This is a genomic window from Paenibacillus sp. FSL R7-0272, from assembly GCF_037969905.1.
Taxonomy (GTDB): Bacteria; Bacillota; Bacilli; order Paenibacillales; family Paenibacillaceae; genus Paenibacillus; species Paenibacillus polysaccharolyticus.
On the sequence record NZ_CP150221.1, the window covers coordinates 4,549,262 to 4,574,736 of the forward strand.

Consider the following 25,475-nt stretch of genomic DNA (forward strand, 5'->3'; position numbering starts at 1 on the left):
CCCTTTCGTTAATAGGCATAGAACCCTTGCCCCGTCTTGCGTCCCCAGTGTCCAGCATCCACCATTTTCTGCAATAGCGGACAACAGCGGAATTTGGGGTCCTGATAACTGTCGTACAGCACTTTAAGCGAATGCACAACGGTATCGAGACCGATCAGATCTGCTGTTTCCAGCGGGCCCATCTGATAACTAAACCCCTTTTTCATAATGGCATCGACCTGCTCAGCTGTAGCGATACCATCCTGCACAATAAAGGCTGCTTCATTCATTAACAAATGCGAGAGTCGGTTCGATACAAAACCCGGCAGATCCTCGATGACGACCGGATTTTTGCCGAGAGACTCCAGAAACGCTACCATCTCTTGCTCTGTCTCAGGTGTTGTATGATGCCCTTTGATCACCTCCACCATCGATTTAACCGGAACCGGATTCATCAGATGTACACCTATGGCGCGTCTTGGATCAGGTAAAAAGGAGGCCAGCTTGGTTACTGAAATACAGCTTGTGTTCAACGCGTAAAGAGCATCTGGACGGGCCTTTTGACTCAAACGCGCATAAACTTCCTTTTTGGACTCTATATTTTCGGTCACATTTTCAATAATGACGTTAGCCTCTTCCACACCTTCGTCCTGTATTTGGAACGAAATTCGATCCATGATGATATCGAGCGGGACCTCACCGTATCCTTGTTTCAAGAAACATGCTGAACGGTATTCACGACGTATGACATCAGGTGCCTGAAGGATCACGGACTCTGAATGATCCTGCAAAATGACCCGATACCCCGCTCTGGCAACATCCAGTGCTGTAGCACATCCCATAACGCCTGCGCCAATGATTGCAATGAGCTGACTATGCATACCTAACCTCTCTTCCTGTTGATCTGGCGGCATTAGACAAGTTCATCGTAGAGCTCTTTCATCTCCACAATCGCCGCAGGTACACGCTCGCTGAACCAGGCCACATCTTTCATGTCCAGCATAATGTTCGGATACATGCGAGAGAGTGTCGATACAAGAATACCATGTTCCGCGAGCTTGCCATTCAACAAAATATCAAAGGACATCAATTCAAATGTATAATCGGCAGTACTGCTAAGTTCTTCGGTGCAACAATGATAGGAAGCGCATCCCGCTGGGCCTTGAACAATAAGGGGGAGCCCCACCTTCGCCGCTTCCCTTGTGAGAATGTCATGAATCATCTCGGCGTGAAGATTCATACGATTCATGGCTTCTCCTCCATTGCGGCCCAACATTTCGAGCGTTGCTTTCACCGCGGCTGTACCTAACGGATAACCGTTAAACGTTCCCGCATGAATTACTTTTTTGTCCACCAGCAGCTTCATGATATCGGCTCGTCCAACTAGAGCAGACACGGGAACACCGCCGCCAGCAATCGCTTTGCCCAGCGTAGTCAGGTCAGGCGTAACACCAAACATCTCCTGAGCCCCGCCAAGTCCCATACGAAACCCAGTAATGATCTCATCAAAAATAAGTACAACCTGATGATGATCACATAGTTGTCTCACCCTTTGCAGATAACCTGGAGCTGGCATGACTCCGCCTCCGTTTACACAAACCGGCTCCATGATTACTGCTGCAATATCATCACCATGTTCAACAAACAATTCTTCCAAACGGGCAGCATCGTTCCAAGGTAGCAGATAGGATTGGGATTCCATGACATCCCTCGCCCTTCCCTGTGTTCCCTTCATGTCACCAGGATAGTCCGAAGGTACGGGCAAACCTGTTCTGGGCGTTTTACCGCCCATAATGTTATCTGAATTGCCATGATAATGACCTTCAAAACGAACAAAGCGATTTTTGCCTGTCCAGGCGCGGGCAAGGCGCAGTGCATTTTGCACAATTTCTGTACCCGACAACCCAAACCGGATCATCTCAGCTGAAGGTACATATTGGTGGATTAACTCCAATGCCTCAGCGTCCAGATCACAATGGCTTACCGACAGAACACGATCAATCGTATCCTTCAGGCATTCGTTATATTCCTCGTTACCGTGCCCTACAATAAGTGCACCAAAGCGGGCATAGAGATCCAGATACTCACGGCCGTTCATATCGGTTACCCTGCTTCGGGATGCATGGGCAAAGTGTAGCGGTGTCTCCTCCCAGGGAAGATGGAAATTATAGTGCACACCGCCAGGAAGGTGTTGTTTCACTCGCTGGTTATACGCCATCATATTTGTAGTTATCATCGCGCTTCGCCTCCCCGGTATGTTTGAATCCCTGCCGCATATATTTCCAGGAGCTTCGACTGATCCTGCGAATCATCCAGCGAATAGGCAGTGATTGAAGTGTCGTACTCGGCAATCATATTTCTCACACTCTGGCCTGGGCCGACATCCATCCAAATACTTGCACCCAACCGCCGAATTTGCGCTAAAGCCTGAATCCAGTGAATCGGCTGCAACAGCTGAGCTGTCAGTAACCTTGGGATATCCTCTGCTGCTTGGATGAACTCTCCATTCACTGTGGAACATATCGCAAATGCAGGCTCGGTAAAGGAGAGCTTAGATACCATTGCGTCCATCTCAGGCTGGATAAATTGCATCAGTTCGCTATGATATGGCGCATCTGCTTTCATAGGCATCATGCGGAAGGGAATAAATTCCCCTCCAGCTTGATCCACGAGATCATCCAGCAAACGCAAACCTCCCACCTCACCTGCAACAACGAATTGGTTAGGTGAGTTATACCCCGAGATAGTCACGTAATGAACCTCTCGAATATTGGCAACGATGTTTTCGAGTTCTGCTTGACTCATATCAACGACAATTCCTGCTCTGCCCTTCTGTTCCTGTATTGCACGATGCATCAATGCCCCCCTTGAAGCCGAAAAGCGGACTGCATCTGCAAACTTTAATGCACCAGCAGCCACCAAAGCAGAGATCTCACCCAGGCTGTGACCAATCGCATAATCTGGATTAATTCCAGTTCGGCGAACGAAGGAATCAAACAACGCATAACTTGCTGTAAGTACAGCGGGCTGAGCATATTCGGATTGTGTCAGTTGCTCCAGTGAGCCGGCCAGAATCAAATCTCTGAGATCAAACCCGATAACCTCACTCGCTTCGGCAAAAATCAACCGGACTTCCGTTTCTCTCTCTAAGAGATCACTGCACATCCCGATATATTGGCTACCTTGCCCTGGAAATAATGCGCAGATCGTCATAGCCCACCGCCACGCTTGTAATAGGTTTTCAGCCCATAGTGTGAGATCATCTCCTGCTGCATCTGGGAGGAGCCTTCAATAATCTCCAGGATTTTAGCCTCCTTGTACAGTCTGGATACCGGATACTCACTGCTAATTCCATTGGCTCCATGAACCTGGAGCGCATCATTTGCCACTTCTACTGCAATTTTGGATGTAAAATATTTAGCAATCGTTGTTTCCATGACAGCCTGCGGGTCCTTGGCTTCTCTAAGCTCGGCTGCCCGCAAACATAGCGCTCTTGCTGCATGGACTTTCGTTACTGCATCACCAATCATGCCGCGGATGAGCTGGAAATGACTGAGTTTCTGGTCAAATTGCTTTCGCTTGCGTGAATAGGTCACCATGGAGTCCAAAGCCTCCTGCGCTATAGCGAGTCCTGCCCAAGCGATGCTATATCTGCCCTGATCAAGCGCACCGCTTACGATGTACTCAAAGCCTTCGTGCATACGCCCAATCAGATGGCTTTTGGGCACACGAACTTCATGAAGATCAATTTCAGCGATTCCTGTCTCGCCACCAACCATTACACCCTCGATGGCTTGCGTCTGCACACCGTCAAACTGACGTTCAACCCAGAATGCTGTACTCCTCCCTTCTTGGGAGGCAACAATAATGAACACATCCGCTACGTCTCCAAAGGTAATCCACTTTTTCTTTCCATTAAGTACGTAACATTCCTCTTCTTCCCGCCAAGTTGTCTTTACGTTTTTGGCATCCGACCCGACCTCGGGCTCTGTCAGTCCAAACGCTCCGATCCATTCCCCACGGACCAACTTGGGTAGCCAGGACGACTTTTGATCTGGCGATCCGAAACGCACCAAAGTTTCGCTCACCAGTGAAGTATGTACCGTCAATAAGCTTCGAACTGCCGGAAGTGCTTTACCAAAAACTTCCGTTAACAGTCCGTATGCTTTGGGGCCAAGACCCATTCCCCCATACTCATGTGGAATAGATGCAGCTAAATACCCTCTTTCGGCCATAGCACGAATTAACGAGCGGGGGATAGACTGCTGCTCCTGAATTTGCCGGGCATAAGGACGAATCTCACGGGTAGCAAATAACTCGGCTTCATGGAGAATCTCTTGCTCCTGTTTCGAATCCAGTTCAATCATTCGACTGCCTCCCCTTGAAGAAGCGATTCATGAAGATATGAAGCGAATTCTGCAATCGTCTTGTATTCAAACAACGCAACAGGACTAATATCCACCTGCAGATGTTTACGTGTACGATTTATAATTTTGAGTGCCTGAACGGAAGAAACTCCTATTTTCAAGAAATTCGTTTCTTCATCAATCTCATCAGGTTCCTGTTTCAGTGCGGCAGCGATTTCCCCTTTAATAAACCCTTCAATCTCTTCTCTTGTCATATCAAGACCTCCGTTCCCTGATTCGCCCCTACCCAATGTACATGTGGCTCGAATGGATGCGCTGGTAAATGCACGATCTGGCCCGTTCCATCGGGATGCAACTGTTCCCAATCCAGTGAAGCACCACGCACGTAGAGCTGTCCCAGCAACAAGGCTAATTGTGTTTCCATAGTAAGCGTTGTCGCTCCAGACAAATGGATATAACTCTCTTTGCCTGTACCTCCCGCAGGTTCGACCCCATCACAAGTAGCCAGCATTACAACAATATCTGCACTCGCCATCGGGCAGTTTGTATCCTGAATACTTCCGGATGTTATTTTGCTGCGATTCAGCGTGATTGTCGACTTATCTGGAGCCTGGGTGGAATCCGCCTTATCGTTCAGCTTGAGCTGGGATAGCATTTGTTCTCCACCGTCAATGCCACGAACCTCCTGGATGGAAGGTACGACACGCATGAGGGATTCGAGCAGGTTCGCCCAATACTCCTGATCAGCCAGTTCCAACTTATTTCCTCCAACAACGATGTTGACACGGGCGGCTCGGCTTCTCTTTTTGAAGCCAAATTGCAAGCTTTCCTGACTCCATTCCCCGGTCTCTTTTACTGCGACAGCGGCACGATAACGGTAATGCTTTCGATACCTGTTCCGTGTGAAGCACACGTCCGTTAGTCGGAGATTCGGATGTTCTTCCAGATACTTTTTCGTACTATGAATCAGCTTCTGCAACGCCTGCTCTGACTTGGCAGAGAAGGTTAACAATTGATCCCGTTCCGTGTCCTGTCTCCAAACTGCCGGTGCATTCCACTCCTCCAGCACAATATGGGCATTCGTTCCGCCAAGCCCAAATGAACTAATACCAGCTTTACGCGTTTTCCCTTCGGGTACCGTCCAATCTTTATGCTCATTAACGATATAAAAAGGAGACTGATCCAGGCGAAGAGCTGGATTAGGGTTATTCATATGCAGACTTGGAGGAAGTTCCTTGTGCTGCATACTAAGCAAAACTTTGGCCAGACTAGCTCCACTGGATGCTGCGAATAAATGTCCTATATTGGTTTTGACCGAGCCTAGACCGATAGAGGTGCCTTCGCCGTATCCTTTCTCCTGAAACAGACGGAGTAACGCATTCACTTCAATGGGATCTCCAATTCTTGTTCCTGATCCATGCGCCTCGATATACGAGATTTCTTTTGGATTCAGATTGGCATCGTTATATGCAGCTCGTAACACTTCATATTGCCCCTGAGGATTAGGTGCCATAATACCTAAAGAGTACCCATCGTTATTCACCGCTGTACCACGGATCACGCCATAGATATGTTTATTCGCGCGAACTGCCTCTGTTAGCGGCTCCAGGTATACAACTACTGCACCCTCACCAATAACCGAACCATCAGCTCCCTGATCAAACACCTTGGTATGTTGTGTAGAAGAGCATATTCCCGCATTACGTGATAACTGGTGCACATGAGGTGTTGCCAAAATGCTTGCTCCGCCTACAACTGCGCCAGAGATACGTTTGTCCTGAATCGCTGCCACTGCTTGCGTCAAGGCTACGAGAAAGGAAGAACAAGCGGTATCAATGGCCAGCGCCGGGCCCGTGAAATTGTATAAGTGTGAGATCGATGCCGCTGCGATATTGGACATATTGCCAACCATCGCATGAGAGTGCACCTCGAATCCCTTGCTACGATTCATGTAATCTACAACGAGATCAAAGTAGGAGCTGGGGTTAATACCAACATATACACCGACATCACGTTTTTCCTCCTGATCCACGATCATGCCTGCATCCTCGAGCGCCTCATAGGCAACCTCCAGCAATTTGCGGTGCTGCGGATCCATAAATGCAGCTTGTTCCGTCGGCATTTCAAAAAATTCGTGGTCAAAAGTATCCGGGTTCTTTAATTCTCCAATCCAATCTGTCCAATCCGGCCGTTTGGAGCGTACAGCTCGTTCCGGACTCACCTGATCCACACTGTTCAATCCTTGAACGAGATTGCTCCAGAACTCCTCTTGTGTATCTGCATCAGGAAGCCGAAGGGACAACCCTGTTATTGCAATCGCTCGGTGTACGTTCAACTGATTGTCCGGGCGTATTTCATTTTCGAGTGACCTGTTCTCTTCGGGAAGTTCCTGAAGATACTCGACCATTTCCTGTACCGTTCTGCCAAAGACGAGCACTTCCTGTCCCAGTTCACGTCCCATGTGTGCAGACAGCTTGTCAAGCAATTGGTAGGCAAGAATGGAATTTCCCCCTAGTGCCAGAAACGGAATATCCGTCGCTACTTTCCCCACAGGTAACTGTAGAACCTCAGCCCAAGCCCCACGCACAGTCTGCTCCAAGGTTAACGGATGAACGCTCTCCGCAATGGACTGTGATTGGTTTTGAAGAAGCATGGCTTCAATGGCCTCGATATCCTTGTTAAATGCACCGCCCTCATACTCGTTTCTCAGCACAAAACGCTGAACTTTGCCGCTGGTCGTTTTCGGAATAACCTTAATTGGAAGAACATGAGTAATCTCTATTCCTAGACCAGCCCTCATCCGATCTATTAAGTCCTGCCTTATTTCCAGAAACTGCGGAGTGTTCGATTTATATTTTACAAATACAAGCAGTTCTTCCGTTTGGGAAGTGTTATTGAAATGTCCCACAACCGTCAGATTGCCTCTTGGAATACTGCCATTTTGATATAAAATTTCTTCCAAATCATGTGCGTAATGATTTTGACCACGGATGAAAACGATATCCTTGATTCGTCCACTTACAACAAGGGAACCTTCCGCCATAAAACCGAGATCCCCCGTCTTCAGCCATCCGTCCACGAATAGCTCTCGATTGACTTCTGGCAGATTGTAATATCCGGAGGTTACGGATTCCCCGCGAATCTGGATTTCACCCACCGTGCGCTCATCGACAACTTCGCCGTACTCATCGGCTATTCGAATCTGGATTCCCGTCATGGGATAACCTTCATGCACAAACTCAATCAGATCTGCCGGGTCATGAACAGCGGCATCCACCGGAATCGCTTTTCCTTGTTGCACAAGCGCTTTACGTGATATTTGTTCGATGCGCGGCTCCTCTTTCAACCTCCAGGTACACACACCCACAGTTGCCTCAGCCATGCCGTAAGCAGGAAACATCATATCCGTGCGGTAACCACAGGAACTGAATTTTTGAGCAAATCGTTCAATAACTTTGGTCGATATGGGCTCGGCACCGTTTAGGGCCATGCGCAGCGAAGACAAATCAAGCGAAGCCAGTTTGGAATCCGGGATCTTTTGAACCATCCATTCAAAACCAAAGTTTGTGCAGCAGAACCACTTCCCTTGATGTTCCGTAATTTTGCGTAGGAACAAGTAAGGGGATCGTACAAAGGTATACGGAGACATAACCATTAAATTAGCAGCGCTTAGTACAGTCGTTAGGTGTTGCCCGAACATTCCCATGTCATGCGTATGAGGCAGCCAAGTAAACACGTTATCTCCTTCTTCAGCACCAAGGAAGGTCTTGCATGCAATACTGTTTGCAATAATATTACGATTCGTTAACTGTACTCCCTTAGGGATACCTGTACTTCCTGACGAAAACTGTAGAAATACGACCTCTTCAGGAGCAGTCAGACTTATTTCGGCAACTGTATAACTTGTCTGAAGCTTGCTAACGCTAATGCAGTTCAATCCCTCAAAAATTGGACTCTCAGCAAGCTGTTCGTATTTTGGCAAAAATGCTTCTTCTACGACTACCACAGGTTTCCCGAGGATTCCCCATATTTTCGTGAATTTCTCCAGACCAGCTGAACCCGGCTCCCAGGAGGCAGGAGGACTGACCGGGGCGACAATAATGCCGCCCAGAATACAAGCCCAAAATGTACGATAAAACTGCTGTGAATGATCAATCTCCAATATAACGACTTGTCCCTTAGTTAACCCGTTCTCAAGCAAGCCTTGAAGATACAGACGTCCTTGCTTCAGCAGCTCAGGATACGATTCAAACTGTTCTTCGCCGGATGAACTGATATAAGTGATTCCCTTATCCGGATGTTTGTCAGCGATATACATAAGAAGTTCAGCAACCGTTGCATAATGCTCCGGCACAATCAACTCCGGCCCTCGTTGTATGGATTTACTGGACATGTTGCACCTCCGCTGCCTCATTATGAACTTTCACTTTTACATTCTCGTAACTGCCGAGTTGCTCCTCAATCTGCTGTTTCAAGCGCTCCGTATCCAAACCTGTATGACACCCCAGGTGCACGTACACAGAATTTTCATCGTATCGAATGACCCATTCCATGTATGCGAGGCTCGGATTAGACCCGGAGTCATCGATCTGTTCGAACTCTGGGATGGTCTCCTCGCTGGAGATAAAGCCCTGGAAGTTGAACAAAATAAGTTTCCTTGGCTCCTGGCCCGTCTGTCTGTAGGCTGTAGCCAATTGTCTTTGAATTTTGGAATACGGAGACGTCATGATCGAGTCATCTGTCAGCGCCATAAAGTTAATGCTGTGTCGTTTCGTGAAGTCCAAGCGTTCCACCAAATCTTCCTGAGCAAAATCAGCATGCACAAGAATCGGAATCAGATCGAGGAATTCACCTACGTGATCATAATACGTTTCTTGTCCATACTCTCGGCCATAATGCACAAGCGCAACAGGCAACTCTTTCGTATTCAGATAAGAAGCGATAATGCCAGCAAAGGATTTAAAATAGTTCCACCAGGACTCATTAAGATCTTGGTCTGTAATATCTGTACGCGGTATTTCAACCGTCATCGCTGAAGGCGCTGACTCGCCTGTGGTGATTAACATTTTATTCATAACGCTACTATTGCAATGTTGCCAAGCCTGAATGGAATACCGCTCCTCGAGTTCATGCTCAGTGATGTTAACAGGCCCTCGAGACAGCATGTTTACATAATCCTCATATTTGCGTATCTCCAATGAACCTTCTGCAGCGATCATTCCAGATTGCTGATTACGGGCAATTGCCGACTCAAGTTGCTGCTTAATGATCTCAGCGCTCATGCCATCAAAGGCAAGGTGATCGAAACTCCAAATCAGTTTGTGCTTACTAGCTCCTGTTCGCAGAATACACAGACGCCATGGCAATCCATCGAGTGTATGCGACTTGTGTAATAGCGACTGAATTAGTTTGTGCTCCATTTTTTCCAGCGTAGCAAGGGCGTAGTGACGAACATCAAGATATGGAATGAGTTGTTGCAACATATCTGCTGCTTCGGACAAATCACACTGATGCCACTGTAACGCGTCTTCCTCATATATAATGCTGTGTAGCAACTGATGACGGGCAATCACCCCGAGAATCAGTCTTTTCACAGTAAATTCATTTAAATTACCCTCCAATATGGTTGTAAAACCGCTTGCTCGTGCAGTTGTAGAAGCATGTGCTCTTTGAATTGGAGATAGTGGGAAGCAACCGATAACAGGTGTTCCCTCCATAAAACTTGAAACCTGATTACAATTATTCAAGACATGTGATACCAGGCTGTCTAATTGTTTCTCATGAAGTGTAATGTCTTGGGGAATTTCGATAGGGGACTGAATTTGCAGGCTTTCTTCGAATAAACTGGGTGGAGAATTCAGCATTTCCAGCGAATTCGCTAACGCTCTAACTGTAGGATATTGGAATAATTCGCTCACACTGATGGCAATTCCTTCTTTTGACAAAATTTGCGTGAGTGCGATACCTTTAAGCGAATGTCCACCATTTTGGAAGAAATGATCGGTTACGCCAAAGTTCGGATTACTCAGTACCTTTCTCATGGCTGCAAGGATTTTTTGCTCTATCTCCGTCAGGACAGAATCTGTCGCTGTAGGTACGGACTGCGCTTCTACCAGATCAGCTAAAGCCTTCCGATCCACCTTGCCGTTAGCATTAATAGGCAGATAATCCATTCGCCAGATCTGTGCAGGTACCATGTATTCAGGCAGCCGCTTGTGCAACTCTGCTCGAACATTATCAACCGTTCGTGAGATGTTGGATTCACATGTATAAAATGCAGTGACATATAAACTTCCAGATTCATCTGTCGCTGTCATCACAAAAGCATCCCTGACTCCCGGAAGTTGCTCCAGGCAATTGTGGATCTCTGATAACTCAATTCGGAACCCCCTGATTTTCACTTGAAAATCAGATCGTTCAATAAAGATCAAACGGCCATCATGTAGACGCTTGACGATATCTCCTGTCCGGTACATCCGTTCGCCTTTGCGGAAAGGATCAGCTATAAAATGTTTTAAGGTCAGCTCTTCCCGGTTCAAATATCCAATACCTACCGCATCCCCGCTAATATATAACTCGCCTGGCACATTGGCAGGAACAGGATTCATATCCTCGTCCAGAACATATAGAGCTGTATTGGACAATGGATAACCTATAGGCAGAGAGTCGGTATACGGCTCTGTTTGCTCCAGTAAATAATAGGAGGCAAAGAAAGTCGCTTCCGTCGGTCCGTATCCATTTAACAGTACGCCTGGTCCGACACATGCCATTGCTTTATTTGCGTGGCTCACGGATGCCGCTTCGCCCCCAAACATCACTCTGCGAACATGCTTCAGGCATGCTGCATCCCAATCCACCAGCATATTAAACAACGAGGTTGTAATGAAAAATACAGATATTTGCTGCTGACGAATGACTGCCGCCAGACGAGCCATATCGAGAGTAATCTCTTTTGGTATGAGTACCAGAGTGGCCCCATTGATTAATGAAGCAAAAATATCAAAGATCGAACCGTCAAACGCATAATTGGAAACTTGTAATACCCGGTCCTCAGGCACTACTGTCACAAAATTGCTTTGCTTCATCACTTTAATGACATTGCGGTGACTCATCACCGTGCCTTTTGGCGTTCCGGTCGAGCCTGACGTATAGATGATATATGCCGGATCGACTGCAACAGTCTTTATCTGCTGGACTATAGGCTCTACAGACTCTCCTGAAACAAACGATTCCAGTTCTGCGGACGGGATCATGACACGTGGAACCGCTGATTTCCATGCCGAGGCATACGATTCTTCGCTCAAAAGTATAGACGCATTGCAATCTTGTAAAATGAACTCAATGCGAGCCGGCGGTGATGCCGGATCAATTGGTACATATTGACAACCTATAGTTAGTGTAGCAAGGATACTGATCATCTGGATCGGTCCGCGGTCCAGGATCAAAGCAATACTTGAGCCTGATGCCACGTCTTGTCCGAGTATGCGAGATGCAAGCTTCTGAACCTGTGCGTACACATCAGCATAACTCCACTCCTCGTTCCCCCACACCAAGGCTGTCTTCTGTGGATGTAATTGAACTTGTTCCTCAAATAGTTCGGGAATTGTTGCTTCCCGCGGATAGTCCATGTGGTTGTCGTTGACACCGAACAACAGCCATTCATCCTCTTCAGGCACAGTAAGCTTGATCTGACGAACCCGCTCTACCTCTCCTGTGACCATCTGAGTTAAGATATACCGGAACTTGTCCATCATCATTTCCATGGATCGTGCATGGAACAATTCAGAACGATATTCCAGTTCAAGCGTATACTGTTGGTGGTGTTCAACGACCGTCCAGGTCTGATCAAACTTGGCATGCACCTTTCCATCCATCCAAGACTCAACTTGTAATGTCCCTGCTTCAAGCTCATCCGTACCCATATTAATGTAATTAAGAACAATATCGAAAAGTGGATTACGGCTCCCATCACCCATCAGATCAAGCTTCTCAACCAACGCTTCATATGGATATTGCTGATGTTCATAACAGGATAACAGCTTGCTACGAACTTCGTTCAGATAAAGCTCAACAGGCTGATCCTTGTCTAACATAGTACGGATGGCGAGCATGTTTACAAACATTCCCATGACGTTATTCAGTTCTGGCTTCTCTCTTCCGGCTACAGCTGTGCCAACGACCAGATCATGCTGTCCCGTGTATTTGGAGATCAACACATTTAAAGCCGCCATGAATAACATGTAGGGAGTCAATCCCTGTTTTGCACAAAAATCATTAATCTGTTCACTTAACTGTTCTCCAAACTCACTGCTAATTCGGCCACCCTGGTTAGAAAGTTCTCCACGTCTCGGGTAATCTGTAAGCAATTCGACAGACGCAGGCACATCCTTGAATTCTTCAAGCCAAAACGCCTCATCTTCGGCAGCATGCCCGTCTGATGTAGATTGATCAATCCATTCAGCATAGTCCTTGTACTGAATCGATAATGGTTCTAAAGATTCCCCACTATATAACCGGGCAAATTCTTGCATAAGAATCGCGATGGAACTCTGATCAGAGATAATATGATGCATATCTATGAACAGAATATGTTCGTCATCGGACAGGCGGGCAAGTTTTACACGAACCAGTGGTGCCTGGGTCAGATCAAATGGTTGCAGCCATTGCATCAATTGCTGCTCCGGCTCTTCTTTTTCAAGTTCCAGCAACTCCACTACACTTGAAACCTGATCCTCAATGACCTGGTATAGTTCACCTTCAAGCATTTCAAAGCGCGTACGAAACGCCTCATGCCGCTGTACGAGAGCATCCATCACCGCTGTAAATTGTGCCGTATCGAGCGCTCCCTTCAACCGGTACGAACTTGCAAGATTGTAGGCTGTGCTCTCGCCTTGCATCCATTCATGTACCACGAACATTCTTCGTTGCGCAGAAGTCGTCTTGTATCGGTCTTTGTATGCTGCTGGGAAAATGCTGTCTCCTGATCCCGAATGATCCAACCCATTGTCTTGGTGCTGATCAATCCATGCCACCATACGGGCAAGGACAGAATGATCGAAGACATCCTCTAGTCCCATAGCAACTCCGAATGTTTCCTTGACTCGGGATGCCAGAGTGATAGCTTTGAGGGAATGTCCACCAAGCTGGAAGAAATCATCCTCGGAGTTCACTGATTCACAACCAAGCAACTCTTGCCAGAGCTGAGCAGTGGTGTCGTATACTTCATCCACATTCAAACGGACTCTACTCTTGCCTGTGTTCGCCTGTTCTGGTAATGAAGTCTGAGAAGCCGCAGTTTGAGGTACACCCGTAAGCAGGTACAGCGGAACATCATGCTTATGAACGATTGGATCGAACGAATAAGTCGGGAGAGATATCTTTTGCCCAGAGCTCTGTCCGTTAATATGTGCCCAATTCAGTTCGATGCCTCTGCACCAGCAATATCCCAGTGTTTTCATGAAATAGATATCGGCTTCAATCGAGCTGGAACTATCTCCAGTAAGAGAGATAACCTGCGCATCCTTCAATATATCGTTGTCTACAAGCTCTCCGTTCTGTAGCGGACAAGCTGTAACCCAAAGTATCTTTTCCGCAGACAGTAAAGAATTCTTTGATGTGTCGATCGTACTCATTGCCTCAGACAAGGCACCTTCTTGTGTCTGCCAATCTTCACGGCTATATAAGAGACGCACTGCATGAGCCAACTCAAGCGTATTGCTAATGACCTGTACGACCAGTTCACCGACACCTTCTCCACACATTCCATCCGGTTTAACCCCTGACTCAATCAACGTTGCAAACAGAGTGTACTGCACCACAAAGCAATACATAAATTTCAGGTCTGAATCCCGAATCGGCCTGCCTATACTTTGACGAAGTGCATACTGTTCCTTGGATTCAAAAAAGCTCAGTACTTCTTCAAAGTGTTGCTTGAATCGTTCAGACACTAGACTACGATACCTGGAAGCATAAAGTTCCCGAATCACGTGTGGTTCCCATAAAACATCCCCACGGATGTAGAACATTACTTTAGGCTTATCCCCCTGGTTCACACTCGCTTGTGCTTCATGTTCCTCCACCTGATCTTGCGAAGGGACGTAGCCATCCACAACGACAAGAGCTTTACGATAGTTAAATCGACTTCTTCCCTCTTGCAATGTCCAAGCAGCGCTCGGCATCTGTTCCGGCATTTTTTCGAGTGCTTGTAAAACCGAATGATACGTTCGATCCAGAGCGGATTCGCTCTTGGCCGAGAACGGGAGTAAGTGTACAGGCTGATACACCCTTTGACTCTCTCGTACGGGCGGTTGCTCCAAAATCACGTGAGCATTCGTGCCGCCGATCCCGAAGGAACTTACCGCTGCGCGCAGAACCTGCTGCTGATCTTTGAAGTGTTGCGGCTCCTGATTAATGTAGAAAGGACTGCGTTCCAGTTCCAGCATAGGATTGCTTCTTTCCATATAAATCTGCGGCGGAACTGTTCGGTGATGCAACGTTAGAACGGTTTTGATAAATCCGGCAACACCCGCTGCAGCGTCCAGATGACCGATGTTTGCTTTGACCGAACCGAGGGCGCAATAATTACGTTTATCCGTTCCCCAGGACTGTCTAAGTGCTTCGATCTCGATGGGATCACCGAGCTTGGTGCCTGTCCCATGTGCCTCCACATAATTGATTTCCTGTGGAGACACCCCCGAGCGGTCAAGTGCGGTTTGAATGACCTTCACCTGTCCGGTAACACTTGGCGCAGTATATCCGATTTTATCCAATCCATCATTGTTAATCGCTGAGCCTTTGATCACCGCAAAGACCTGATCCCCATCGCGCAAAGCATCATGAAGCGGCTTCAGCACAACCATGCCGCACCCGTTCCCCGAAACCGTACCTGAGGCCTGTTCGTCGAACGCTCTGCAATGCCCGTCCTTGGAATAGATCATGCCTTCATGCCAGTGATACCCTTCTTTGAGCGGATAAGAGATAGACACTCCCCCTGCGAGAGCCACGTCACATTCTCCCCGGATCAGTGATTCTGCTGCCTGATGAATCGCGACGAGCGAGGTCGAGCATGCCGTCTGCACAGCCATACTTGGCCCTCTTAGATTCAGCTTGTGAGATATACGTGTCGTAATATAATCCTTCTCATTCAGCGTCATCGCTTCAAAAGCTTGCAGCAGATCACCTGAACGACCCAGGAATTGAACCATCCATGGTAAACTCAATCCGCTTCCGGCAAATAAACCGATGGAACCTGAGTACCGGTATGGATCACAGCCCGCATGTTCAAGCGCTTCCCAGGAACACTGATGAAGCAGTCTAATCTGCGGGTCCATCATATCGGACTCCTGATACGGGTATTCGAAAAATCCGGAATCAAAAAACTCGGTATCTTGCAAAACACCTTTGGCTCGAACATATTCAGGATGTTTATACTCTTCAGGCCGCACCCCTGCTGCTGCCAATTCTTCTTCAGTCAGTCGGGTAATGCCGTCCTTACCTGCCATCAGATTATCCCAGAACTCCTCGATATTTTTTGATCCTGGAAAACGACCGGCCATACCTATAACAGCGATATCCGATGGGGAAGTGCTTCTGTTCCTGCTGTTCACATCGACATCTGTTTTGATGTTTATCACTCTTTCTTGCATCATTGAAGGATCAGGTTTGACCGCAGTGCTCGTACTCGCGATGGATTCCCCGGATACATGTTCTTGCTCATGTTTATTCTGAACAGGGACATCCACCGAAGTTAACATCTGTTCAGACATCAGATGATCAACGAGAGAAGTAATGGAAGAGTGTTCAAACAACTGCACAAGCGGAATATTTTTCCCAAGATAAGCGTTTAACCGGTTATTAATCAAGATCAGACCTAGCGAGTTACCGCCAATATCAAAAAAGTGCTCTTGTACTCCGACATGATCCCGGTTCAACATCTCTTTCCATGTTTCAACCAGCATCTGTTCCAGCTCTTTGCGAGCCTGTTCTCTTCCCACTGGAGAAGAAGAACCAGCCATTAAAGATGGAGCTGGCTTCTCATTAGCTTCGATCGCCTCAATCGCTCCAAAGTCAGTCCATTGAAGGGCATTCCGATTCAGTTTGCCATTCGGCAGAACTGGCAGCTTGTCTAGACGAATGATGCGTGAAGGCATCATATACTGTGGCAACTTCTGTTTCAGCCAAGACCTGAGCAAAGTGTCCTGCTCTTCCATATTCGATACACTTATGTCCGGCTTCAAGCTGTAGTAGAGCACCAGTTGCAACTGCTCAGGCTGGTTTCCTTCGACCTTCACGACGGCTTCTCTCAAACGTTCATAGCTCATAGCCATTTGCTCGATCTCGTTTAATTCGATCCTGTATCCTCTGATCTTCACTTGCTGATCCAAACGTCCCGCTAGTTCGACCTCCCCGTCCTGCAACACACGAGCCAAGTCACCTGTCCGGTACATACGTCCACCCAGAACCTTTGCATTGTCAATGAACTTGGCAGTCGTTTCGGTCAGATTATTCAGGTAACCTCTGGACACCCCGCGGCCTGCAATGCAGAGTTCCCCATAATTTCCGGGAGGCAGGAATTCACCCTCTTCATCCACGATATAAAGCTCCGTATTAGCAATAGGTTTGCCAATCGTGATGAGTCCAGATTGTTGCAACTCTTTGGTCGTTGACCAAATCGTCGTTTCGGTAGGGCCATACATATTAAAGACACGGGCAGACGAATATTTTTTAATATCAGTCAGAAGTCCTGTCGGAACACTTTCTCCTCCGGTAAGAACACACCGAAGATGAGGAAGTACCTTGGCAAATTCCGAATTTTCAACAAACGCTTTAATCCGGGATACCGTGCTGAGAATATGCGTTACGCCATGCTGCCTTATCTGGCGCGCGGCAAGAACGGGATCAAGCTGTTCCTGCTCGTCTGCCAAATATAGAGAATGCCCTGTACACAATGGTGCCCACACTTCAAATCCGAAAATATCAAAAGATACCGTTGTTACACTAATCATTCGATCTGTTTCATATTCAAAAATGTTTCGATGCCTGATGTCTTCCACAAAATTGACCATCGCATCGTGAGCAATCATTACCCCTTTAGGCCTTCCGGTGGATCCAGAGGTGAAGATGACACAAGACAAGTCAGAAGATAGAACGTCCACATTCGGATTAATAGTTGAACGTTCGTCAGCAAAATCAGGCTCATAAACGATGCGTTCGCCTTCAAAGGCCACGACATTGGCCTCATTAGCAGTGCACAGTAGCAACTTCATCTTGCTATCTTGCACCATGTCCAGAATACGTTGCGGTGGAAATGCTGGATCTATAGGCAGGTAAGCTGCACCCGCTTTGAGTACTGCGATCAACATAATAATGAGAGTTTCATCCCGGCCAGTTAATATGCCTACAGGTTCATCTCTACGTACCCCTCGATCAATTAGCTTCCAAGCCAACGCATTCGCTCGCTCATTAAGCTCAAGGTAGGTAAGTTCCTTGCCCGAAGAAACAATAAGTGCAGTCTGGTCTGGTATACGCTCTGCCTGTAGTTCAAACAAACGATGCAAGCTCAGGGTATGATCATAATGTAAAATGGGTCCCGCCAACCGATGAACCTCAGTTCCCGAAGCACGCTGGACTCGTTCATACAGCTTACCTAGAGGTGCATCCGGTTGTTGCACAACCTGCTCACATAGTTCAATGAATTCTTGAATCATACACTCAACCGTTTCACCCCGGAACAGGTCTAACGCATATTCAATGTACCCTTCAATGACTTGCTGCTCCCTGTTCTCCTGACATGTTAACAACAGGTCATAAGTTGAGACTCCGGTCTCCACAGGAATAGAACTGAATTGAAGTCCATGAAGCTCAAGATCATGCAGTTCCATGTTCTGATAATCAAAACACACATCAAAGATGGCATTACGGTTCAGTTCCCGCTTAAGTCCAAGCTGCGTTACAAGCTCATTAAATGGATACTCCTGATGTGCAAAAGCATCGAGTGTATGCTGTTTCAGCTCTTGTAAAAAAGCGGTATAGGTCCGATCAGATGCTGGATAATTCCGCATGGCAATCATATTCACAAACATTCCAACTGTCTCTTTCCATTCTTCCTGTAACCTACCCGCTACGGGGGTCCCGACTACGATGTCCTGCTGACCTGTTCGACTCGCTAACAGAAGATTCCATACACTCAACATCACCATATACATGGAAACTTCCGTGGATGAAGCCAGCTTGTGCAATCGCTCCGTTAACGAGTGGCTCAACGTGAAATGAACTCGTTCACCTTTCATCTCTCGCTGTACTGGACGATCATGATCAAGCGGAAGCTGCAGTACAGGCGGTGTTGGACTCAACCGTTCCAGCCAGTATGTTTGATGCGGCTGATATGCCTGAGAAGTAAGACGCTGCTGTTGCCAGACCGCATAATCTTTGTAATGTAACCGGACAGTGCGTTCCTCCCCAAAATACAGTGCATTGAAGTCGCGTGTAATCAACTCAACGGAAGTACCGTCCGCAATAATATGATGGATATCAAAGAACAACAGATGCTTGCGCGCTCCTGTTCTAATCAGGTTCACTCGCATGAGTGGAGCCTGATGAAGCTCAAAAGGACGAATCAGCGTCTGAATCAAAGCAGAAGTCTCTTGGTCATCGGCTAAATACTGCTCGGTAAAGCTGAAATCTAAAGGAACGGATGCATGAACCATCTGCACCACCTGATCTCCGCGTATTGCAAACGTCGTTCGAAGCGCTTCATGACATTGCACCAGCTTTTCCAGTGCAGCCTCTACTCTGGCATGATCCAAATCTCCTTCGATCAGGGTAGCCGACGGCAAATTATACGCCGTGCTATTTGGATCCAGCATGGATTGAGTGAACATACGCATCTGCGCAGATGAGATTGGATAGGCATCCATTATCGGCGCAGCCTCAATCATGTTCTGCTTCTGTACTTGCGGCTCAACCATTGCAAAGAGATGTTCCGCCAGTTGGGCTGGTGTAGCATGGTTAAACACATCCGCAACCTCTGCCTGAATCCCGATGGAAGACCGAATCGATGCGGACAAACTGACTGCTTTGAGCGAGTCTCCACCAACGGCGAAGAAATTAACATGCTCTTCCAGGTCATTTATGCCAAAAATCGTTTCATACGCCTCCAGAACAACCCGTTTCATGGCCTCCAGACTACCTGCATAACCTCCCGCAACGGAAAGGGACGTGTTGCTATATTGTTCACTCGACTGAGGTGTATGTCGACTACTGCTTGTTCCTTCCAACGTCGAACCACCAATAAGCGACTGGCCAATTGGATAATGCTGCTTATCAAAATGATAGGTTGGCAAGGAGCATTTGCGGCGCACGTTCTGTCCCTTGAGTACTTTCCAGTCCGGCTGAAGGCCCTCGCACCATAACTCGGCGATTCTGCGGTTTGTATACAGCACGTCCGGTTCTGTTTCTCTAACGTGACGCAACATATTCAATACGGTTTGTGTTTCCTTGGACTGAATGTGCTGTCTCACAAACGAGCTTAATGTACGTCCTGCCCCAACCTCAATGAATACAGCTTGTTCTTCCTTTAACATTTCAGCCAAGTTTGCTTCAAACAACACCGGCTCTAAAATATGCCTTGCCCAGTAGTCTGGACTTACGATCTCATCCGGCAATGCCCATGTTCCGCTCGTATTCGAAAGCAATGGAATCCGCGGGCTGTGTAGCGAATAAGTCGACAGACTGTGTTTGAACTCCATCGCAGCATCCTTCATCATTGGCGTATGGAAGGCATGAGAGGTTTTTACACGAACGCATTTCCAGCCGAGTCTTCCGGCCTTTTCTTCCATTCGGTCAATCGCCTCTGCCGTCCCGCCAATGACACTGGAACCTGTTGTGTTGACCAGAGCCAGCCACGTACCTTCTTCCAATTGGGATTTTACCAACGGAGAGTCCTCCATGATGGCGAGCATGACACCTGGCTGTTGTTGCTGCATCAAGCGTCCCCGTAGCCTTACGATCTGTACAGCATCTGCAAGATCAAATACACCTGCAACCACAGCTGCTGTCAGTTCTCCGATGCTATGTCCGATCATGCCATCTGGCCTGATGCCCAGATCAATCAAGGATTGAGCCATGGCATAACTGGTCATGAATAGCGCAAATTGGCTGTACTCCGTCTGGTTAATTCGCTCTGGATGCTGATCACCGTATACAACAGACAGAATCTCTTCTCGCTCTTCTTCAGGAAGCAAATCCAGAATCTGCTGTACATGCTTCTTGAACAGTTGTGCAATGCCTGACTGCTCTGTCGATTTGTACAATGCTGCACCCATGCCCTGATACTGACTGCCCTGCCCAGGGAACATAAAATAAACCGGGCGCCGATCTTGCGGCGAATGAACCATTTTTGCCTTCTCCAGCTGACGCATGCATTGCTCGGGATCATCTTTCCAGCTTTTATCCAGAACCAGTGCCTTACGATAAGCAAAACCCGTTCGACCGGTCTGCAATGTCCACGCTGCGTCCGAAATGGATATCGCTGGATGCTGCGCGAGATGCTCCATAATTTGTTCAGCAGTGCGGCTCAGCGAGTACTCTGTTTTGGCTGAAAAAATCATTACATTGACATCATCATCCGGACTGCACTTGTCCATCTTTGGAGCCTCCTCCAACACCATGTGAGCATTCGTGCCTCCCACACCAAATGAATTAATCCCTGCACGCAGAACACCAGCTTCACCTGGTTTCCAGTCCACCCCCTGCGAGTTGACCTTGAAGGGCGTGCTTGCAAAATCAATCTTCGGATTCGGTTGTTCATAATTGGCGGTACCCGGGATATATCCTTGATCAAGACTAAGTGCAACCTTAATCAAACCAACAACGCCAGCCGCTGTATCCATATGTCCCACGTTGCCTTTTACTGAGCCAAGATAACAGAACTGCTTTTTCTCGGAGGCAAAAGCACGTGTCAACGATTCAACTTCAATCGGATCACCCAGAAGTGTGCCTGTGCCATGCGCCTCAATGTAACTAACCGTTTCGGGATCAACTCCGGCTGCCTGATACGCATCCTGAATGACCTCTGCCTGACCGCTTACACTTGGCGCAAGGAAGCTCAGCTTCTCCTGACCGTCATTATTAATGGCTGAACCTTTAATGACACCGTAAATATGATCTGTATCTCGCAATGCATCACTTAACCGCTTCAACACCACGATCCCCATCCCATTGGAGAACACCGTGCCGCTTGCAGCTGCATCAAATGGACGGCAATGGCCATCCGAGGCAAACATCATGCCATCCTCGTACACGTAGCCACCTTCATTCGGCAGCTCTACTGTAATTCCACCAGCCACAGCGACATCACATTCTCCAACGATTAAAGACTGGCATGCCAGATGTGGAGTGACCAAAGACGTTGAACATCCCGTAAGAGCTGTATAAGCAGGACCTCTAAGGTTCAACTTGTAGGCCATGCGTGTAGCCAAAAAATGATTGGTGCTGAGTGTAAATGCTTCATATTTGCTGCTGTATCCCGCATCCCCGAACAGCACTTGTCGATACCACTCAAAGTCATCCGATCCACCGAGGAAAACGCCGACTTTGCCTGCTTCATCAGGTCTGCACCCAGCATCCTCAAATGCTTCCCATATTCCCTGATACATTAGTCTGAACTGAGGGGACATCATTTTAACTTCGCCAGGTGTATAGTCGAAAAAGCCAGCATCAAACTCCTCAATCCCGTTGACCCGCCCTTTGGCTTTAACATAACGAGGAGAACGCAGCAATGCCTCGTCTACACCGAGCGTCCTCAGTTCCTCATCACTGTAAAAATGAATGCTCTCCTCTTGTGCCATCAGATTACGCCAGAATTCATGAATATCCTCTGCTCCGGGTACATTCACGGACATCCCTACAATGGCAATATCATCACGCAGAATACCCGCTTTCCGTCCAAAACGTTCTTCTCGCAACATCGGTATCCGTGCTGTCTCCTGTTTCTGTCCCAATGCTGCAAACTGCCGCAGTGTAGGACGCTCAAAAAAGCGGGGCACTGGGAAATCCACATCAGTACGATGCTTTAAACGATTATGAGCCTGAATAACGGAAAATGAATTGCCACCAAGTTCAAAGAAATGATCATCTCTCCCGACTTTCTCGACACCGAGCACTTCTGCCCATACCGATGCAATCTGCCGCTCTAATTCCGTGGCTGGAGCAACGTAAGCCGTGCTTGAAGTGTGAATATGCGTGGTATCTGCAATTAGTGCATTGCGATCAATTTTCCCGCTACTATTGAGTGGGAACTCCGATTTATGTACAAAAACAGATGGAATCATATAAGCTGGCAGAGATTTGGACAAATGGTCTCTCAGATCAGCCACAGGCAATTCCTGCTCCGATAAATAATAGGCATACAGTAAACCGGACCCTGTCTCGGAGGATTTCATCACAACGACGGTTTGAATGACTCCCGGGTAGGATGAAAGAGTATTTTCGATCTCACCTGTCTCTAACCTTGCACCCTGAATTTTGACCTGAAAATCAATGCGCCCCAGGTATTCAATCGTTCCGCTTGGCAGGGAGCGAACCATATCCCCCGTGCGGTACATCATTCTGAAATACTCAGGGTCCTTCTCTTCGTCATAGAAAGGGTTAGGAACGAATTTTTCCCTTGTCATTTCTTCCAGGTTCAAATATCCGCGTGCAAGACCTACACCGCTCAGACATAGTTCCCCCGGAATGCCCAAAGGCTGTAATTCATCCCGGCTTCCAACGACATACCATCTGGACTCGTTCAATGGGGAACCAATGGGTATGTTTCCATGCCCTTCATAGGCACTCAACGGATAATGGGAGACCCATATCGTACATTCCGTAGGACCGTATACATTATCCAGGCTTGCCCGGATATTCAGTTGGTTGAATTTTTTAATGATATCGGGTGTGACGGCCTCTCCGCCCACAAATACCCATTTCAGCGTGTCCAGTCCTGAGAGATCAGAACGAAGTTCCATCGTCTCGAGAAAAAGACGGAATAGCGTCGGCACAAAGTTGATATGAGTCACCTGATGTTCAGCTACTGTAGTCAATATCTGGTCCGGGTTCTTCTCCTCGCCTGGCGGCAGAATACTTAATGCTCCCTCACCCATAAACCAACCAAACAATTCTGTACAGGATACATCAAAGGTATACGCTGTTTTTAACATATACACATCACTCGCTTGTACTGGAAAACGACGTTCCAAATCAAGCAATGTATTAACCACACTATGATTTTCAATCATGACCCCTTTAGGTTTGCCTGTTGATCCTGACGTGTACATAATATAGGCGAGACTGTAAGGATCTAGAGGCTCTTCGAGATTGGAGCTGTCTCCCGTGTATACCATCCCATCTTCTGTGTAGATATAGTGAGCCGGAAGCGAGTCATCTTCTGCTTCTGGCCGGATGGCAATAACGGTGGATATATTCGCATCGGATAAAATGTAGGCTTTTCTGGATACCGGATAGGAAGGGTCTAGGGGAACAAAAGCACATCCAGCCTTCAGAACAGCCAGCAAGGCGATGACCAGATCGGAAGAACGTAGCATTTGTACGCCGACTGCCTCATTTTCGGTCTTTTTCCGTGCGATGATCTGTTTTGCCAATTGATTGGCCTTTGCATTAACTTGTGCGTAGGTTTGTTTTTCTTTTCCTTCGAGTAGAGCGACTCGTTCTGGGTGCTTTGTTACTTTTGTATGAAAAACATCGATGATATGCTGCGGAGTGTAGGGAAAATATGAAGTTTGGTTAAATTGATGCAGCAATTGCTCCTGCTCTTCCTGCATCAGCAGGCTGTATTCACCAATGCTCTTCTCTGGTGCAGTTACCAGCTGTTGCATGAGGAATAAGAAGCGCTGACCCATTCGTTCAATGGAGTCTGTTCGAAACACATTCGGTTTATATTGCAGCTTCAGCTGTGTACCTTGAGGTGTGCCGTTTAATACAACCATCAGTTCACCTGGGAAAGTAACCTTATCCTGTTCCACAAGCTGGCTTCCTGGCAGATCCTCCTCATATGAGTCATACACAAAGGAGATATCAAATACCGATGGTGAGCCTGGTTGCACCTGCAACATACTGTCTCTGACGATTAGATTATTAGGATATCCAATGTGTTTATACGTTTCGATCCAGGCTGCAGTAACTTGCTCAAGGAGAGAACCAAATTTAGATTCTAGGTCAATCTGGAACCGCATCGGCAACATATGTACAAAACAGCCAATCGTTTCTTCCAATTCGATATCCGGACGATGGGAATACGGAGAAGAAAACGTGATATCCTCTTTGCCTGCATATTTATTCAAGAGAATACTGAATGCCCCCATGAAAAACATAAATACCGTAACCTCATGCTCCTTTGACATCTCTGTAATATCCGCCATCAACGTCTCTGGAATATCAAAACGTAGCTCATGTCCCACACCGGTCTGCGAACCGCCAGCCGGATAGTCATGCTGCAGTGCCAGGGGCTCTGCACCGTTCATTTTGGATAACCAGAACTCACGCTCACGATTATACTTGTTCTCTTGTATTTTCGTATTCTCTGATTCGATATAAGAGATAAAGCCCTGATCCTGCTTTATTTCCAAAGGTAGATCCTGCAGGATGCAGGTGTACGCATGGAGAAGTTTATTTTTTAAAATTTCCAGAGACATACCGTCACAGATTAAATGGTGGATACATAAAGTAAGAACATGCGTGTTCTCGTCCATATGTACAAGCATGATTCGAAATAAAGGGCCTTGCTCCAATATGAAGGGAGCCTGAATACATTCTTCAATGTATCCCTCCAGTTGCTGTTCCTTGCCATCCTGATGAGCTTGACTCAGATCCCGCAAAATCAGTGAGTACTCCATATCATCGTGGATCGCCAGAACTGGTCTGTCCTGCTGTATCTCAATGTGCGTGCGGAGCACGAACTGTTCATGCATGAGCAAATCGATGGAACGTCGAAAGGCTTCAATTTGAAGCCTTTCGATTTGTATCGAAGCGGAGATGTTATAAGAAGATGGATCATTCACTTGGCAATCAAAATAGATTCCCTTTTGTGTTTCGGAGAGTTCCACGGTTTTACGTACCATCACGACCACACCT

At 47.3% G+C, this 25,475-nt stretch carries 7 protein-coding genes; all 7 read right to left on the reverse strand.

Annotated features, from left to right (window positions below; all coding sequences use genetic code 11):
- Positions 1-8: 8 nt before the first annotated feature.
- From MKY23_RS20230 to MKY23_RS20260, 7 genes are read right to left on the reverse strand one after another with little or no spacing between them, the layout of a single operon-like run.
- Positions 9-893 (reverse strand): 3-hydroxyacyl-CoA dehydrogenase family protein, encoded by an 885-nt coding sequence (locus tag MKY23_RS20230; protein ID WP_336120695.1) that lies wholly within the window; start codon positions 891-893, stop codon positions 9-11.
- Complete coding sequence (locus MKY23_RS20235) at positions 893-2,215, reverse strand: aminotransferase class III-fold pyridoxal phosphate-dependent enzyme (protein WP_336120696.1); 1,323 nt, start codon at positions 2,213-2,215, stop codon at positions 893-895. The genes MKY23_RS20230 and MKY23_RS20235 overlap by 1 nt, the downstream gene beginning before the upstream one ends.
- Positions 2,212-3,192, reverse strand: coding sequence for an ACP S-malonyltransferase (locus MKY23_RS20240; protein ID WP_336120697.1), 981 nt, complete (start codon positions 3,190-3,192; stop codon positions 2,212-2,214). Before MKY23_RS20240 ends, MKY23_RS20235 begins: the two co-directional genes overlap by 4 nt.
- On the reverse strand, positions 3,189-4,346 hold the full coding sequence (locus MKY23_RS20245; RefSeq protein ID WP_336120698.1) for an acyl-CoA dehydrogenase family protein: 1,158 nt from the start codon (positions 4,344-4,346) through the stop codon (positions 3,189-3,191). The genes MKY23_RS20240 and MKY23_RS20245 overlap by 4 nt, the downstream gene beginning before the upstream one ends.
- Positions 4,343-4,600 carry an acyl carrier protein gene (locus tag MKY23_RS20250; RefSeq protein WP_090914993.1) on the reverse strand — a complete coding sequence of 86 codons (258 nt, stop codon included), beginning with the start codon at positions 4,598-4,600 and terminating at the stop codon, positions 4,343-4,345. The genes MKY23_RS20245 and MKY23_RS20250 overlap by 4 nt, the downstream gene beginning before the upstream one ends.
- The gene (locus tag MKY23_RS20255) at positions 4,597-8,739 is read right to left on the reverse strand and encodes a beta-ketoacyl synthase N-terminal-like domain-containing protein (protein WP_339831731.1); all 4,143 of its coding nucleotides are present in this window, start codon (positions 8,737-8,739) and stop codon (positions 4,597-4,599) included. The genes MKY23_RS20250 and MKY23_RS20255 overlap by 4 nt, the downstream gene beginning before the upstream one ends.
- Entirely contained in the window at positions 8,729-25,462 is a 16,734-nt protein-coding gene (locus tag MKY23_RS20260; protein WP_339839595.1) for an amino acid adenylation domain-containing protein, read from the reverse strand. Before MKY23_RS20260 ends, MKY23_RS20255 begins: the two co-directional genes overlap by 11 nt.
- Positions 25,463-25,475 lie beyond the last annotated feature (13 nt).

What these genes read in the sequence shown, in the direction of transcription:
- MKY23_RS20230 (WP_336120695.1), bottom strand. Translation starts at nt 893, where the DNA reads ATGCCGCCAGATCAACAGGAAGAGAGGTTAGGTATGCATAGTCAGCTC.
- MKY23_RS20235 (WP_336120696.1), bottom strand. Translation starts at nt 2,215, where the DNA reads ATGATAACTACAAATATGATGGCGTATAACCAGCGAGTGAAACAACAC.
- MKY23_RS20240 (WP_336120697.1), bottom strand. Translation starts at nt 3,192, where the DNA reads ATGACGATCTGCGCATTATTTCCAGGGCAAGGTAGCCAATATATCGGG.
- MKY23_RS20245 (WP_336120698.1), bottom strand. Translation starts at nt 4,346, where the DNA reads ATGATTGAACTGGATTCGAAACAGGAGCAAGAGATTCTCCATGAAGCC.
- MKY23_RS20250 (WP_090914993.1), bottom strand. Translation starts at nt 4,600, where the DNA reads ATGACAAGAGAAGAGATTGAAGGGTTTATTAAAGGGGAAATCGCTGCC.
- MKY23_RS20255 (WP_339831731.1), bottom strand. Translation starts at nt 8,739, where the DNA reads ATGTCCAGTAAATCCATACAACGAGGGCCGGAGTTGATTGTGCCGGAG.
- MKY23_RS20260 (WP_339839595.1), bottom strand. Translation starts at nt 25,462, where the DNA reads ATGGTACGTAAAACCGTGGAACTCTCCGAAACACAAAAGGGAATCTAT.